Below are 15,318 nucleotides of genomic sequence, written 5' to 3' on the forward strand. Positions count from 1 at the left end.
ATTTTTTGAGAGCAGACCTGATACCGCCTGCTGGTCGGGAGTTACGGTCAGATCAAAAATACTACAGGTTGATTTTTATTTCAACCCTGCCTGGAGAGTAGCCCTTTAGTTCGGACAGCATGGCCTGGAGAGTTTTTTTAAAGATCCTTTCCACAAAGGGGTTCATCCCGACAATCTGGCCGTTGACCCTGATTTCACATTCGGAGTTGACCGCCAGGCAATCCTCCTGGCCGGCCTGGCCAGCCAGGATTCTTTTCCCAAGATCCCTGCATGTTTCATGTCCGCATGACCCGCAATCAAGTCCAGGCAGGATAAAGCCTTTTTCCTGGATCAGATCGGCCAGTTCCTCAATTCTGTTTATGTGGGGCAGGTAAGCGGTTTTAATGTCGCCCCAGGTGGCCATGGCCAGGCCGTAGTCCAGTTCCTCGGCTTCCCGGGGATGTTTGAGGACCAGTATCCTGGGCAGCCAGCCAAGTTTTTTTCCTCCCTCCACCAGGAGCAGGTCTCCTTTCATCAGTGGAAGCAGATCTGGAAGGTACTTCCTGTTCTGCCAGAAAAATATGGTCTGTTCTTCAGACAGACCGGCCAGGTCCACTGCCTGACCAGCCAGAAGATCTGTATCAGTGTTTTGGCGGTCAAAGCCGTGATGGGAAAACTTGGCTGCAGACAGCTTGCTGCCCCTTTTTTTAAATTCCCTGGCCAGCTCGAGCATGAGGGTTGTTTTGCCGCTTTTTTTAAAGCCGACTATGGATACGCCTTTATTCATTTTCACCCTTTATTATACTGGTTCAGTTACATTTTGACATTCCATCCGGCTTTGAATAACATCTGATGGTTTAAGGGCCGGATCAGGCTCAAGTTTTTGGACAAGACCGGACAGGGGACATCTGTGCAGCCCATTTGAGTTCTGCCCTGCGGTTCTGCAAAATAGGGGCAGCCATATTTTGTTTGCCGGAGTTGTCTTGAACAGGCTGACTTTCTAGCTAAGAAACCTACTATGTCTGGTTTCCGGTGTCCAGTAAGCCGGGTATGCCCTGATAAACTGGGTTTATACCTGACCTGGCTGAACCCGAACCGCAGCATATTTAACCCTGAATATTATTACTGATGAGCAAGATAAGCAGAATAAAAGGCTTTTTTGACCTTTTTCCTCCTGAAAGTACGGCTTACGTATTTATGGAGGAGACGGCCAGGGATATTTTCTCCAGGTATGGATACCAGGAAGTTCGAATCCCTGTTGTGGAACAGACCGAGCTTTTTGCCCGCTCCATAGGGCAGGAGACGGATGTGGTCCAAAAGGAGATGTACACTTTTCCCGACCGCAAGGGCAGGAGTATCACCTTAAGGCCTGAAGCCACCGCCGGAGTGGTCCGGGCATATACTGACAGTCCCCTGGCCGGGACCGGAAATGTGAGCCGGCTGTTCACCTTTGGCCCCATGTTTCGTTACGAACGTCCGCAAAAGGGCCGGACCCGTCAGTTTCACCAGATCAACGTGGAGGTGCTGGGTGAAGACTCCCCCTGGTCGGATGCTGAAGTGATAATCATGCTCTGGACTTACCTCCGGGCTCTGGGTCTGAGCAAACTGGATATTGAACTCAACTCCCTGGGGTGCTCCCAGTGCCGCCCGGCCTTTCATCAGGCTTTGAAACAATACCTCCAGGGGGTGGATCATGACGGGCTTTGTTCGGACTGTCAGCGCAGGATGAGCACCAACCCGCTGCGTGTTCTGGACTGCAAGGTCCCAGGATGCAGAGATCTGGTCATGGATTCTCCCAGGATCAATCAAAATCTGTGTGAAAACTGTGAAATCCATTTTGAGCGGGTGGTCAGCATGCTTGACAAGGCAGGGCTGAATTATCACCTGAATCCAAACCTGGTCAGGGGCCTTGACTATTATCAGCGGACCACGTTTGAAGTAGTTTCTCACGATATCGGAGCCCAGAGCAGTGTGGCTGGAGGCGGACGGTACGACGGTCTGGTCCGGGCCCTGGGAGGGCCTGATGTGCCCGGAATCGGCTTTGCCTGCGGCATGGAAAGGCTGGCCATGCTTTTGGGCCAGGTCAACCAGAAGCCTCAGGATTTCTATCTGGCTGTGCTGCATGAGCAGGCCATGGACAAGGCCCTTCTGCTTGCCCAGCGGCTCCGGGAAAAGGGCTTTTCCGGAGAAATGGGCTTTCAGGTCAAAAGCGTTAAAGCTCAGCTCAGACAGGCAAACAAACTCGGGGTTAAGACCTGTCTGCTGCTGGGAATTGACGAGTTGAACAAGGGAGAGATTCAGGTCAAGGATATGGCCACCGGGGTGCAGCGCGGGGTCAGCCAGGATGATGTTGAGCAGGCCCTGGGATTGAACATCAAGGCAAAGAATAACAACTATCTAAGGAACGGATAAATGGAAGAATCAAGGACCGAATTGCAGGTTAAGCCTCTGGGCTGGTGGGTCAGGACTCATAACTGCTGTGAACTGACTCTGGAGAATAATGAGCAGCAGGTTTGTCTCATGGGCTGGGTCCAGTACCGGCGGGACCATGGCGGGCTTATTTTCATCGACCTGCGGGATCGACATGGCTTGACTCAGGTGGTCTTCACCCCGGATTCCAGTGCTGAGGCCCTGGAAGAGGCGCATGGGCTGCGTTCTGAATATGTCATGGCTATCAAGGGAATAGTTCGGGCCAGGCCCAAGGACATGATCAACCCTAATCTGAAAACCGGTCAGATAGAGGTGGCTGTAACCGAATTCAGACTCCTGAACCGTTCCAAAACCCCCCCGTTTATTATTGAAGACAGGGTGGATGTTGCTGAGAGCCTTCGCCTCAAGTATCGCTATCTGGATCTGAGACGTCCTTCCATGGCCAGAAACCTTGAGTTTCGGAGCAAGGCGGTCCAGACAGTGAGAAGCTTTCTTCATGAAAACGAGTTCCTTGAAGTTGAAACCCCGGTGCTGACCAAAAGCACTCCAGAAGGAGCCAGGGATTTTCTGGTCCCCAGTCGACTCAACCAGGGACAGTTCTATGCTTTGCCGCAATCGCCCCAGCTTTTCAAGCAGCTTTTAATGTGTTCAGGTCTTGACCGCTATTATCAAGTGGTCAGATGTTTCAGAGATGAGGATCTCCGGGCTGACAGACAGCCCGAATTCACCCAGATTGATCTGGAGATGTCCTTTGTTGACGAGGAAGGGGTCATGTCTCTGGCCGAAAGCTTAGTCTCAGACCTGTTTAAAAAAGTCATGGATATTGACCTGGAGACCCCGTTTACCAGAATCAGCTATGCCCAGGCCATTGCTGATTACGGTCTTGATAAGCCTGATATCAGGTTTGATCTGAAGCTCAGGGATGTCACCCATATTGTCAAGGGATCAGAATTCAGGCTGTTTGCAGAAGCCCAGCTGGTCAAGGCCCTGGTCATACCGGCAGGGAGTGTTCTGTCCAGGAAAGAAATTGATGATTACACTGAATTTGTCAAAATCTACGGTGCCAAGGGGCTGGCCTGGATTAAGATCAAGGATAACGAGTGGCAGTCACCCATAGCCAAATTTTTAAGCCCTGAGGAGCGCACAGCCCTGAGCGCCGAACTGGAGCTGCAGACTGGAGATATCGTATTCTTCCAGGCTGGAGCGCCTGACATGGTCAATACAGCTCTAGGCTTTTTAAGAGTTAAACTTGGTGAACGTTTTGACATGATTCCTAAGGATGTTTTTGCCCCATTGTGGGTCACGGATTTCCCCCTGCTTGAATGGGACGAAGAGGAAAAAAGATGGATGGCCAGACACCATCCCTTTACCGCACCCAGAGATGGGCACATTGATCTGCTCAAGACCGATCCCGGCCAGGCCCTGGCCAGGGCCTATGATTTGGTGTTGAATGGACACGAGGTGGGCGGGGGATCAGTGAGGATCCACAATACCCGGGATCAGCAGGCCATGTTCAACGCCCTGGGCATTGAACATGAAGAGGCCGGCAGCAAGTTCGGGTTTCTGCTTCAGGCCCTGGAGTACGGGGCTCCTCCCCACGGCGGTCTTGCCTTTGGTCTGGACAGACTTATCATGCTTATGACCAGTTCTTCATCCATAAGAGATGTGATTGCTTTCCCCAAAACTCAGAAAGCAGCCTGTGTAATGACTGAGGCTCCGTCTCAGGTTTCCACTGGCCAGCTTCGGGAACTGGGCTTGAAGCTCCGGGAAAAACCCGGACAGGGATGAACATGTCCAGAAAATTAGTCACCTATCCAGAGGAGATCCTTAGCCGCAAGGCCGAGCCTGTGGCAGAAATCAACGACTACATAAGGGATCTGGCTGGAGATATGGCCGAAATCATGTACCAAAACCGGGGCATTGGTTTGGCCGCACCCCAGGTCGGCGAGGGACTCAGGTTGATAACGGTTGATCTCAGCGGACCAGATAAGAGGGATGACCTGATGGTCCTGGTCAACCCGGAAATAATCGACAGCCAGGGAGAGTCGGAAAGTGAGGAGGGCTGTCTCAGTGTTGTGGGCTACAAGTCTTCGGTCTGCCGGGCTGAAAAGATCAGAGTCAGAGCCCTGGATCTGAAGAACAACCAGGTCATCCTGGATGCCGACGATCTGCTGGCCACCTGTCTTCAGCATGAAATTGATCATTTGGACGGGATCCTTTTCATTGACCGGATCAGCCGGTTGAAGCGGAAAATGTATGACAAAAAGCTTTCAAGATGGATAAAAACCAAAAAAGACTAGTATTCATGGGTACTCCGGATTTTGCCCGGATCATCCTGGAGCATGTCCTGAACTGGTCCGGGGGCAGGGTCGTGGCGGTTTACACCCAGCCTGACCGGCCCTGTGGCCGGGGCCAGAGGCCCAAGGCCTCTCCAGTGAAACTGCTGGCCCTGGAAAAGGGGATAGAGGTCCTTCAGCCAGCCGGTTTCAAGGATCCGGCTGACATTAACACCCTTGAATCATTCAAACCGGACTATATGCTGGTGGCTGCCTATGGACTTATCCTGCCCCAGCAGGTCCTGGATGCTGCCAGACTGATGCCCTTGAATGTTCATGCCTCTCTTTTGCCCAGATACCGGGGTGCTGCTCCTATTCAAAGGGCCATTATGAACGGGGAAGTAGTGACTGGAATAAGTATCATGCGCATGACCCGGGGGCTTGACAGTGGACCAGTTATCCTGCAGCGGGCCATGGGGATCGGGATATCGGACACAGCCGGATCCCTTCATGACGAACTTGCCCGGATGGGTGGTCAAATGCTGATTGAAGCCATGGAAGGTCTGGAGACTGGAAATCTGGCCCTCATGGACCAAAACGAGCCCATGGCCACGTACGCTCCCAAGCTGACCAAGAATGAAGGCTCGATTGACTGGGACCAGCCCGTCAAAGAGATACATGACCGGATAAGGGCCCTTTTTCCGTGGCCTGGCTCCTATTTTGACTGGCCTGGTCCCGGGCAAAAAATGATCAGGCTTCAAATATATCCCGGAAAGATCGGGCCGGAAAAACCTGAAGGTGTTCTGCCTGGAACCATTATGAAGGAAAAGGACGGTTTTTTGCCCATTGCCTGCAGGGACGGATTTTATCTTGTGCCCAGGATCAAGCCGGGCGGAGGACGGGAAATGGATGCCAAAAGCTTTGAATGTGGTTTTCTGAGCAAGTGTGACGGGTAAACGGCTGCAGCTGCATCAGGATTTCAATGTCCCAGCAAGAAGAAATATTTCTGGAAAAGGAGATCGAGTCTTCTTTTGTGGCCAGGAAAAGACTCTTTATTGGTCTTATTACCACCACGTCGGTCCTGGTTTGCCTGATCCTTGTCCTGTTGTGGCTGATCCCTTTTCTGGGTCTGGCCAATATCCATCCTGCAGCCCCCTGGGTTCTGGGCGGGGTCATTTTCCTGGCCATTGCTTTTGTTGCCTGGGCCTCCCTGGCCCTGGTCCTGAATATCCTGCTTAAGCGCAGAATCCTTTTTTCAGGGAAGATCAGGGGGATGAGTATCAGGATATTCCTGCCTCTGATGACCATCATCGGCCGGATGCTGGGCATACCCAAGCAGAAAATCAGATCATCCTTTATCAAGGTCAATAACGAACTGGTACTTTCGGAAAACCGCAAGTACTCTCCTGACCGGGTTTTGATGCTCATGCCCCACTGTCTGCAGAAAAGCGTCTGCAGCAGGAGGCTCACCTATGACGTGCATAACTGCAAAAGATGCGGTGAGTGCGCCATTGCCGGACTTCTTGATTTGAGCCGGGAGTTCGGGGTCCATCTGGCCATAGCCACGGGCGGGACCATAGCCAGGAGGATCGTGGTCAATCTTCGGCCAAAGATAATCCTGGCCGTGGCCTGTGAGCGGGATCTGGCCAGTGGAATCCAGGATACCTACCCCATTCCGGTCTACGGGGTTTTAAATGACCGGCCCATGGGACCCTGCCTGGACACCCAGGTGGCTTTGGAGCATGTGCGCAGGGCTCTGGACCTTTTTGTCAGCAGAGATGAACAGCCTTCTGGTTCACCAGGACCTTGAAACCAGTGCTTTGTCTTCCCCTGTCTGCCAGGATGTCTGGATGAGCAGCTTCCGGGCAGCAAATGCGAATCCGGATCCACCTTCCTGTCTCTTCACAATAACCAGCAAGAAATAATATGCCTTCTCCAGATCCAAGGTTGTCAGTTTTAAGAGCAGTCTGGCATTGCCTGGCCGGACCGGCAGACCTGCAGGAAGCCCTTGACCGGGAATTACAGGCTGTTGTTGATGCCAGGGACAGAGGATTGATAACTGAAATGGCTTACGGGTATTTACGCTGCAAAGGCCGAATCGATTTCAAGCTGGGTCTTTTTCTGGACAAGCCGGAAAAACTTCCGTTCAAGCTGCGGATTCTTTTGGGGCTGGCTGCTTACGAACTTCATTTTCTGGACAGGGTTCCGGATTACGCAACCGTTTCCAGGGCTGTTGAACTGGCAAAGCAGTTCTTTGGACCCAGGATGTCCGGTCTGGTCAATGCTGTTCTGCGCAAGATCAAAGGTCTGGACATGCATTCCATTAAGGAGTTTGCAGGTGATGACCCTGATGAGCTGCTTTTATGGTCCAGATTTTATTCCTGCCCGTTGTGGATTGTCCGGATGTGGAAAAAGACCTATGGAAGAGAACTCTGCCTGAAGTATTTACGTCAGGGTCTGGAAAAGCCTCCCTTGGGAATCAGAGAGCTTCGGCCTGAGGCCGGGGTGTCCATCCCTGACAGCCAGGTGATGCTTCGGATGGGCAGAAGCATTCTGGTCAACCCGGAGTGGCCCGGGCTCAATGAATTCCTGGCCAGAGGGGGAGGAGCGGTTCAGAGTTTTGCTGGCCAGCAGGCCCTGCATGAACTGGGAATGACCAGCTGGACTGGTCCAGTCTGGGATATGTGTGCCGGCAGCGGTGGAAAGACCCTCCTGATGCTGGACCATGGCTTGGAGGTCTATTCAAGCGATGTCAGCCTGAAACGTTTGAAAAACCTCAGTCGGTTCAGAACGGCCTATGGCAGATCTGCCAAGGTCTTCAGGGCCTCGGGAATATTTCCTCCGTTAAAAAATAAGCCAGGAACCATTCTTGTTGATGCCCCCTGCACTGGGCTGGGAGTATTGAGCCGCAGACCTGATATCAAGTGGAAAAGAAGGCCTGGGGATGTTAAGCGATTGGTCCAGATTCAGACCGGACTGCTTGACAGTGCTGCCCGGAGCATACAGATGCCCGGCCGGGTGGTTTATCTGACCTGCACCCTGAGCAGACTTGAAAACCAGGGCCAGGTTGATGGTTTTTTAGCCAGGCACAAAGATTTTGTTTTGGAAAGAATTTTTGAGACTGAGACCGGACTTGAACTCAATGAATCCTTTTTTGGTGCGGTTTTTAAACGGATATCCTAAGACTTGAGGGCTGAAGATTTAAATCCGGTTGCGCTGTAGCCTGGACAGGATCTAAATGCTGGATGAAAAATGAAAGAACTGCTTCCTTTTCTACCAAAACCCAGTCATTACCTGGGCAACGAGATAAACTCCATTCACAAGGATAAGGCCCATGTAGCTGTCCATCTTGGTCTGGCATTTCCGGACCGGTATGAAGTCGGCATGTCCTATCTGGGACAGAAATTACTTTACAAACAGATCAATGACCAGCCGGACTTCTGGGCTGAACGGATTTTTGCCCCGTCAATGGATGCGGCCCGGATACTCAAGGAACACAACCTTCCCCTGTGTACCCTGGAATCAGATACTCCGCTCATGGATCTGGACATCCTGGCCTTCAGCCTGACCCATGAACTCTGCTACACCAATATTTTGTTCATGCTCGATCTGGCAGGGATTCCTCTAAGGTCGGCTGAAAGGAGTGATCAGCACCCCTTGGTGATCGCTGGTGGAGGGGCTGTATTTAATGCCGAACCAGTGGCGGATTTTTTTGATCTCATGGTCCTGGGTGATGGTGAGGAACTGCTGGTCATTATAGCAGAGGCGGTGAAGCAGGCCAGGGAGGCGGGATCTGGAAGGAATGAGCTGCTGGCCAGGCTCAAGGACTTTCCCGGGGTTTATATCCCGTCTTTTTTCAGGCCTGTTCCCCAGGGAAAGCCCATCCCGGTATTTAATAACTACCAGAGGGTTTTTAAGGCCTTAGTCAATGACTTGAATCAGGTGGACTTTCCCACCAGTCAGGTACTTCCCTTTGGCAAGATCGTTCATGACCGGTTAAGCGTTGAAATAGCCCGGGGCTGTACCCGGGGATGCAGGTTCTGCCAGGCAGGGATCATTTACCGGCCGGTAAGAGAAAGAAAAGTTCCAGATCTTGTAGATATAATTAATAATGGACTGAAAGGTACCGGACTGGAGGAGCTGTCTTTTCTTTCCTTAAGTACCGGTGACTTTTCTGCTCTGGAACGACTTTTTCTGGAAACCTTTGCCGGATGTCAGAGCAGGCAGGTGTCTATTTCCCTGCCTTCCCTGCGGGTGGGATCGGTTAGTGAAAGACTTATGCAGCTTATGGCCCGCATCAGACGGACCCATGTTACCCTGGCCCCGGAAGCCGGAACCCAGCGTCTGCGGGATGTCATCAACAAGGGAATCCATGAGGATGAGCTTTTAAGCCATACCCAGGCCCTTTTCAGGCTGGGCTGGAACGGGGCTAAACTGTATTTCATGCTCGGTTTGCCTACAGAAACCCTGGAGGACATAAAGGGGATCAGGGACCTGTGCCTCAAGGTTCTGGAAACCGGAAAGCATGGTCCCAGGAGGATTCAGGTTACTGCCTCAATTTCCCTGTTTGTGCCTAAACCCCAGACCCCGTTTCAATGGGAAAGCCAGATGGGCCTGGAAGAGGCCAGGGAAAAAATCAGCTATTTAAGAGAGCTTTTCCGGCCTCACAAAAAACTGAGCCTGAAGTGGCACGATCCAGAAATGAGTCTGTTGGAAGGGGTATTTTCCAGGGGTGGGCGGGAACTTTCCCGGGTAGTTGAATCAGCCTGGAGAAAGGGACAGGTTTTTACAAGCTGGTCGGATCATTTCAGCCTTGAGCCATGGCTGGAGATCCTGAAACAGGAAGAACTTGACCCAGAAATTTATCTGCGGTCCAGGACACAGGACCAGGCTTTGCCCTGGGATCACCTTGATTCCGGAGTGAGCAGGAAATACCTTGCCTCTGAAAGAAGCAGGGCCCTTGAGACTAAAATTACCAGGGACTGCCGTTACCACACCTGCCGCAGCTGCGGGGTGTGCGATAGGAAAAACAACCCTTCAAGACTGCAGGGACCGGGCAGGACCCGGGTAGACAACATCCTGAACCTTGAGCACAGAGACCAGGAGGGACAGAACAAGGCGGTTGATTTTGAGCAACAAGAGCTCTTTGCCAAGAATTTTCATTACCGGATCTGGTATGAAAAAACCGGGCTGTCGGTATATTTGAGCCAGCTGGAGCTGCAATCCCTGCTGGAAAGGGCAATGCGCAGGTGCGACCTCCCCCTGTCTTTTTCCAGGGGATTCAGGCCCATGCCCTTGATATCTTTTGGTCAGGCCCTTTCCGTAGGTATTGCCAGCCTGGCCGAGTGGTTTAATGTGTTCCTGCGCCAGGCTGAACCGGAAAAAAAGATAATAGACGGTTTGAATATGAATCTTCCCAACGGGTTGAAAGTCTTGAGGGTGGAGGAATTGAGCCTTGGCCGCAAACAGGCCCAAGCCAGGCTGGAAGAGTTCAGAGTAGAATTTCGTCCAGACAGGCAGGATGTTTCAGAGCTGCAGAAAATCTGGTCGGACTTTGTCAAGAGTGATCTGTTCATGGTGGAAAAACAGGGCAAGAAAAAAGTGACCAATAGAGATATCCGAGGGCTGGTCAAAAGCTCCCAGTGGCAGGGTCATGTCCTTGAGCTGACTTTTTCCTGGGAAAAAGAGTATTTAAGCCCTTTATTTGTGATCCAGAGGGTTTTTCAGGATCTTGGCCCTGATGGATTTACCATGACCAAGACCAGGCAGATCATCTGACATCAGCCCAGCATCTTTTTGAAGTAGTAGCCTTTGGTGGGATAGGCCAGAAGGACCTGTTTTATTTTTTCCACCGGCAGTTCAAGGCGTATGGCCAAAGCGAACATATTGGCCAGTTCTTCAGCACCCATGCCCAGGACATGGGCGCCAACAATCACCTTTCTGTCCTTGTCCAGAAGGATCTTGCATGCCCCGTGCCTTTGACCCAGATGGGTCCAGGAAAACCAGTCCGACATGTCCAGGTGTACTTTTTCCAGGGTGATTTTTTTCTCCAAAGCCTGCTCTTCCAAAAGACCGACAGCGCAGAGAGGGGGAGAAGTGAACACCACTCTGGGTACTCCCAGGTAGTCGCAGGCAGTGCTGCCTGATTTAAGGATATTGGCAGCAGCAACTTTTCCCTCCAGGTCTCCTGTGGGAGTCAGGGCATAGGGGGTGTCAGCCACGTCTCCCACAGCGAAAAACCTCTTGTTGCTTGTGCTCTGCATGTGTCTGTCCACTGTAATTCCCCTGCTGGAGAGTTCAACCCCGGTCAGCTCCAGGTTCAGCCCTTCAACATCAGGGGTCCGTCCTGCTCCGTGAACCACCATGTCTGCTTTGATGGATGATTGCTGGCCATTTTTCCGGAAATTTACAGCATACTGGCCGTCTTTTCTGTGCACGGACTCCAGGTCTGCATTGAGATGGATTTTTACGCCGGCATCTTCCATGGCCTTGACCAGCCCGGAGGTCAGGTCAAAATCAAACTGCTTGAGCACCCTTGGTCCCCGGTGCACAATGCTGACCCGGGCTCCGGCCAGGGCTGCCACAGAAGCCAGTTCAAAGGAAATAAAGCCACCGCCGATGAAACATATCTGTCCGGGAAGGGTGTTCATGATCAGAAAGTCGTCACTGGTGGATAAAAGCTCATGCCCTGGGAAACTCAACAGGGCCGGCTTGATGCCTGTTGCCAGGACAAAGTATGACCCCTGCAGTATTTCAGACGACACCCTGATCCGGTAATTGTCCACAAATCTGGCCCTGCCGCTATAAGTATCAATTCCAAGGTCCTGGTAGGCCCTTTCAATTTTGTCTTTTTTCCCCTTGACGAACTCGTCTCTGAATTTGGCCAGATCTTCCCAGATGATGGTTGATGCCCGGTCCAGGCCCTTGCCTGTCAGGCCCTGGGCCAGAGCCACGATTTCTGCAGCCCCGGTCAGGACTTTTTTGGGATTGCAGCCCCGCAAGGGGCAGGTCCCGCCAAAACCGTAGTCTTCAACCATGGCCACCTGGAGCCCGGATCTGGCACATTCTGCAGCACAGGCTCCGCCAGCCGGGCCTGCTCCAATGACGATCACATCATAATTGTTCATTTTTGTCTCCTAATAGGGGGTCAGGGTACAGCTATACACCACTGCTGAAAAATTCCAACCTGAGATTTTCATGTTATATTATAAATTTCAATCAAAATGACCTGAATGTATTTAATAAATATATTAGACAATCACTGACAGTTTTAAGTAGCTATAGGTGCAATACTGATTGCCGCGATCTCCAGGTAGTCCTGGGTTAACATCCTAAATATTCAAACAAAGCAGGCTGAGCGTGGAGTTGCTGTTCATCTGCCCAATCCGGAAGATGGAGTTTGCCACAACCGTGTGGTCCATACCCGGACCCCTCGATTTTTTTTGGGATGAGCAGGGCAATAAGAGGCTTGAAGGAACTGTGGAGGCCTATTGCCCATTTTGCAGGATTGATCATCATTATACACCAGAAGAGATTCCCTGTCCTTTGTCAGGGAAAAAGCCGGGCAGGAAATCTGATTAATCTATCAGGATACTGCAGGTCCAGAACACTGTAAATAATGGGAGGAATGAATGACCAGGAAAAATGTTTTTGCCACGCTGGGGGGAATAATTGCAGTGGGGGCCATCATCGGAGTGCTGGCACCCATTCTGCAGAAACTCGGCAATCCGGCCAATATGGGCATCTGTGTTGCCTGTATGGAACGAGACATTGCCGGAGCCATTGGACTGCACCGGGCTGCTGTTGTCCAGTATCTCCGTCCGGAGATACTGGGCTTTGTCCTTGGGGCCCTTGTTGCCGCTCTCATGTTCAAGGAGTTCAAACCATCCGGGGGATCAGCACCCATGACCAGATTTGTTCTGGGCATAATTGCCATGATCACCGCCCTGGTCTTTCTGGGATGTCCGTGGCGGGCCATCCTTCGTCTGGCTGGTGGGGATGGAAACGCCATCCTGGGTCTGGCTGGTCTGGCAGCTGGTGTCTGGATTGGGACTCTGTTTTTTAAAAAAGGGTACAATCTTGGTCGCAGCTATAAGCAGTCAACTGCCACCGGCCTGATGCTGCCCCTGATCATGCTGGGTCTTCTGGCTTTAAGGCTTATCTTTCCGCCTGCTGAAGGCGCGGACAAGAGCGGGATTCTGTTTTATTCCCTGCAGGGACCAGGAGCTGCCTATGCACCCCTGGCCGTATCCCTTGCTGCTGGACTGGGTATCGGATTTCTGGCTCAGCGCAGTCGGTTCTGCACCATGGGAGCCATCAGGGATCTGATTCTTTTCAGGCAGGTCCATCTCATGGCAGGATTTTTGGCCCTTCTGGTGATGGCCTTTGCTGTCAATCTGGTTCTGGGGCAATTTAATGCCGGTTTTGAGAATCAGCCCGTGGCCCACACTCTTCATTTCTGGAATTTTGCCGGGATGCTGGTGGCTGGCTTGGCCTTTGCCCTTGCCGGAGGTTGTCCTGGAAGACAATTGTTCATGTCCGGCGAAGGAAACAGCGATGCCGGGGTATTTGTCATGGGGATGATTGTTGGTGCGGCCCTGGCCCACAATTGGGGCCTGGCCAGCTCACCTGCAGGTCTGGGGCCGCACGGTGCTGTTGCCACGATCATTGGGCTGGCTGTTTGTTTGTGGATTGGCTTTGCCAATCTGAAAAAGGCCTGAAGAACCATGAAAGCTGGTGACATGGATTCAGTTGGGAACAATCCTTGATCCAGTAGGAGTATTAATCAGGAACACCGGCTAGAGAGCTTTGATGGACGGTGTTCCTGATCCTGCTGAGCCGACCAGGTCCAGTCAGATGCCCAGCCCAGCCGGCCAGATGCATCCATGGTTGGTTGCCTCAGGCCAGTGCTGGCTTTTGTTCAATTTGGTTAGAAAGTGAAATATTCAAAAGACAAGTGAACAGAGATACTTCCTTATTGATCCTTAATCCTTAAAATGGAGAATAATCATGGCATATAAAGTCGACGCCCGCGGCCTGGCCTGTCCCCAGCCAGTGCTTTTGACAATGGAAGCAATTAAAACTACAGGTGAGCCTGAAATTGAGATTCTGGTGGATAACCAGGCAAGCCGGGAAAATGTCAGCCGGGCTGCCGCATCCCAAGGCTGGACCGTGACTGAATCCGACCAGTCCGGAGAGGATTTCAGGCTGCTGATCAAAAAATAATGAGATTTCTTAAAAGCATCTTTGCCGGATTCTCAGACAAGACCAAAGGGCTGTCTGAAAAAGGAATCCTGGTTTTTCGACATACCAGCGAAGTGATCAGGGCCGAGTCTCTGCTCAAAGAACAGGGACTCGATGTCCTGGTCAAGGGGCCGCCTCCGGAGATTCAGACCGGTTGTGACATGGTTATTGAATTTCCGCTGATAATCCAGCTTCAGGTCCTTGATATTCTTGAGAAGGGCAGGGTGGAACCCATCCAGGTGATCACAGTCCAGGACCATCTCCTGGAGCCGGTTTCACTTTATAATGTCAAGGATTTCGGGGAATATCTGATGGTCAGGGCTGCCAATATGAAAATCACCGTGAATAAAGACACTCTGGAAATAGTCAATGTGTCTGGCGGGGGATGCCCTGATGTACCTTTTCTGGCGGAACAGATGGTTGGCAGAAATCTCTTGCAGGCTCCAGAGCCCAGGAGTCTGGGACAGACCCTTTGTGGATACTCCCTTCAACTGGCCTACGAGGAGATGAAACGAAGATGTCGTGGCTGATTGTCGGGACTGTTCCAGATGAAGATTTTCCCCTGGTGCGGGGCAGGATCAGGATAGACCGGGATTTTTTGGAAATCGGACAGCACCAGATCAAGATTGCCAGAGGGACCCCGGCATTGGCCGCCACCGCCTGCATGGCGGCATCAGTACTGGGGATAGAGCCTCCAGAGGCCCTGCTGGTTGGAGATACTGGAAAAGGGTCCGGGAGCAGAAAGCTTTATGCTCATCTGGTGGAAGCTATGCCGGACCTGGAGCTGGCCGGAATCACCTTTCACTATCTTCTGCCTGATGTTTATTGGCATAACCAGGTCCTGTGGGCTGCCCAGAAAAAAAGCAGGCAGCCCTTGCTGGTGGCTGATGCAGGCTTTATGTATGTGGCCAAGATGAGTGGTTTTGCCGCTGACTACGACCTTTTTACTCCGGACATCGGTGAGATGTGTTTTCTGGCTGATGAAACAGCTCCCCATCCTTTCTATACTAGGGGATTTTTGCTTGAAGATGAATCCAGGGTTGAGGAGTATATATCCAGAGCGTATTCTGAAAAAAATGCTGCCAGGCATCTCATGGTCAAGGGAGCCAAAGATTATATTGTCCAAGATCAGGTGATTCTGTCCACAGTTTCAGAACCAAGCATTGAGGCCATGGAAGCCATAGGCGGAACCGGGGACAGCCTCACCGGCATCATCACTGCTAATCTTATGGCCGGTTATGAGATCCCTGCTGCCTGTCACAAGGCTGCCTTGAGCAATCGTTATTTAGGTCTTCTGGCCCGGCCTTCTCCGGCTTTCAGCGTGGCCGACCTCCTGCCTTTTCTTGAACAGTCCATTAAGCTGGGCAACCCCAGATAACCGGCCTGGTTC

Annotated in this window: 13 protein-coding genes; 11 read left to right on the forward strand and 2 right to left on the reverse strand. The window is 51.9% G+C overall.

The features are described 5' to 3' along the window. Positions 1-61: 61 nt before the first annotated feature. Positions 62-766, reverse strand: a complete 705-nt coding sequence (locus tag P771_RS0110155) for a molybdopterin-guanine dinucleotide biosynthesis protein MobB (RefSeq protein WP_028575064.1) — start codon at positions 764-766, stop codon at positions 62-64. A gap of 341 nt (positions 767-1,107) precedes the next feature. Between P771_RS0110155 and hisS the strand changes: the two genes are divergently transcribed. The 7 genes from hisS to P771_RS0110200 all read left to right on the forward strand — a co-directional run bounded on the left by hisS (position 1,108) and on the right by P771_RS0110200 (position 10,463). Then, positions 1,108-2,391: a histidine--tRNA ligase gene (hisS, locus tag P771_RS17210; protein WP_035244286.1), complete on the forward strand. Its 1,284-nt coding sequence runs from the start codon at positions 1,108-1,110 to the stop codon at positions 2,389-2,391. Then, the gene (gene aspS, locus P771_RS0110170) at positions 2,392-4,197 is read left to right on the forward strand and encodes an aspartate--tRNA ligase (RefSeq protein ID WP_028575066.1); all 1,806 of its coding nucleotides are present in this window, start codon (positions 2,392-2,394) and stop codon (positions 4,195-4,197) included. A 2-nt stretch (positions 4,198-4,199) separates the two neighbouring features. Next, positions 4,200-4,709, forward strand: a complete 510-nt coding sequence (gene def / locus P771_RS0110175; protein WP_028575067.1) for a peptide deformylase — start codon at positions 4,200-4,202, stop codon at positions 4,707-4,709. After that, on the forward strand, positions 4,685-5,641 hold the full coding sequence (gene fmt, locus P771_RS0110180; protein WP_028575068.1) for a methionyl-tRNA formyltransferase: 957 nt from the start codon (positions 4,685-4,687) through the stop codon (positions 5,639-5,641). The genes def and fmt overlap by 25 nt, the downstream gene beginning before the upstream one ends. Positions 5,642-5,667: 26 nt before the next feature. Then, the gene (locus P771_RS17215; protein ID WP_051617255.1) at positions 5,668-6,495 is read left to right on the forward strand and encodes a DUF116 domain-containing protein; all 828 of its coding nucleotides are present in this window, start codon (positions 5,668-5,670) and stop codon (positions 6,493-6,495) included. Between the two features lie 116 nt (positions 6,496-6,611). Beyond that, complete coding sequence (locus tag P771_RS0110195) at positions 6,612-7,868, forward strand: transcription antitermination factor NusB (RefSeq protein WP_028575069.1); 1,257 nt, start codon at positions 6,612-6,614, stop codon at positions 7,866-7,868. A gap of 69 nt (positions 7,869-7,937) precedes the next feature. Continuing rightward, positions 7,938-10,463 carry a TIGR03960 family B12-binding radical SAM protein gene (locus P771_RS0110200; protein ID WP_028575070.1) on the forward strand — a complete coding sequence of 842 codons (2,526 nt, stop codon included), beginning with the start codon at positions 7,938-7,940 and terminating at the stop codon, positions 10,461-10,463. Positions 10,464-10,465: 2 nt separating this feature from the next. Here the strand turns inward: P771_RS0110200 and P771_RS0110205 are convergent, their stop codons facing one another. Further along, positions 10,466-11,812, reverse strand: coding sequence for a dihydrolipoyl dehydrogenase family protein (locus P771_RS0110205; RefSeq protein WP_028575071.1), 1,347 nt, complete (start codon positions 11,810-11,812; stop codon positions 10,466-10,468). Positions 11,813-12,316: 504 nt separating this feature from the next. On the opposite strand from P771_RS0110205, the gene yedE reads away from it, so the two are divergent. The 4 genes from yedE (at position 12,317) to P771_RS0110235 (ending at position 15,306) form a co-directional block, all read left to right on the forward strand. Beyond that, complete coding sequence (yedE, locus tag P771_RS0110215; RefSeq protein WP_028575072.1) at positions 12,317-13,405, forward strand: YedE family putative selenium transporter; 1,089 nt, start codon at positions 12,317-12,319, stop codon at positions 13,403-13,405. A 289-nt stretch (positions 13,406-13,694) separates the two neighbouring features. Beyond that, positions 13,695-13,910 carry a sulfurtransferase TusA family protein gene (locus P771_RS0110225; RefSeq protein ID WP_028575073.1) on the forward strand — a complete coding sequence of 72 codons (216 nt, stop codon included), beginning with the start codon at positions 13,695-13,697 and terminating at the stop codon, positions 13,908-13,910. Then, positions 13,910-14,458 carry a putative Se/S carrier protein gene (locus P771_RS0110230; protein ID WP_035244288.1) on the forward strand — a complete coding sequence of 183 codons (549 nt, stop codon included), beginning with the start codon at positions 13,910-13,912 and terminating at the stop codon, positions 14,456-14,458. The genes P771_RS0110225 and P771_RS0110230 overlap by 1 nt, the downstream gene beginning before the upstream one ends. After that, on the forward strand, positions 14,446-15,306 hold the full coding sequence (locus tag P771_RS0110235; RefSeq protein WP_028575075.1) for an NAD(P)H-hydrate dehydratase: 861 nt from the start codon (positions 14,446-14,448) through the stop codon (positions 15,304-15,306). The genes P771_RS0110230 and P771_RS0110235 overlap by 13 nt, the downstream gene beginning before the upstream one ends. Positions 15,307-15,318 lie beyond the last annotated feature (12 nt).

It is taken from the genome of Desulfonatronovibrio hydrogenovorans DSM 9292 (assembly GCF_000686525.1).
GTDB classification, from domain to species: Bacteria; Desulfobacterota; Desulfovibrionia; order Desulfovibrionales; family Desulfonatronovibrionaceae; genus Desulfonatronovibrio; species Desulfonatronovibrio hydrogenovorans.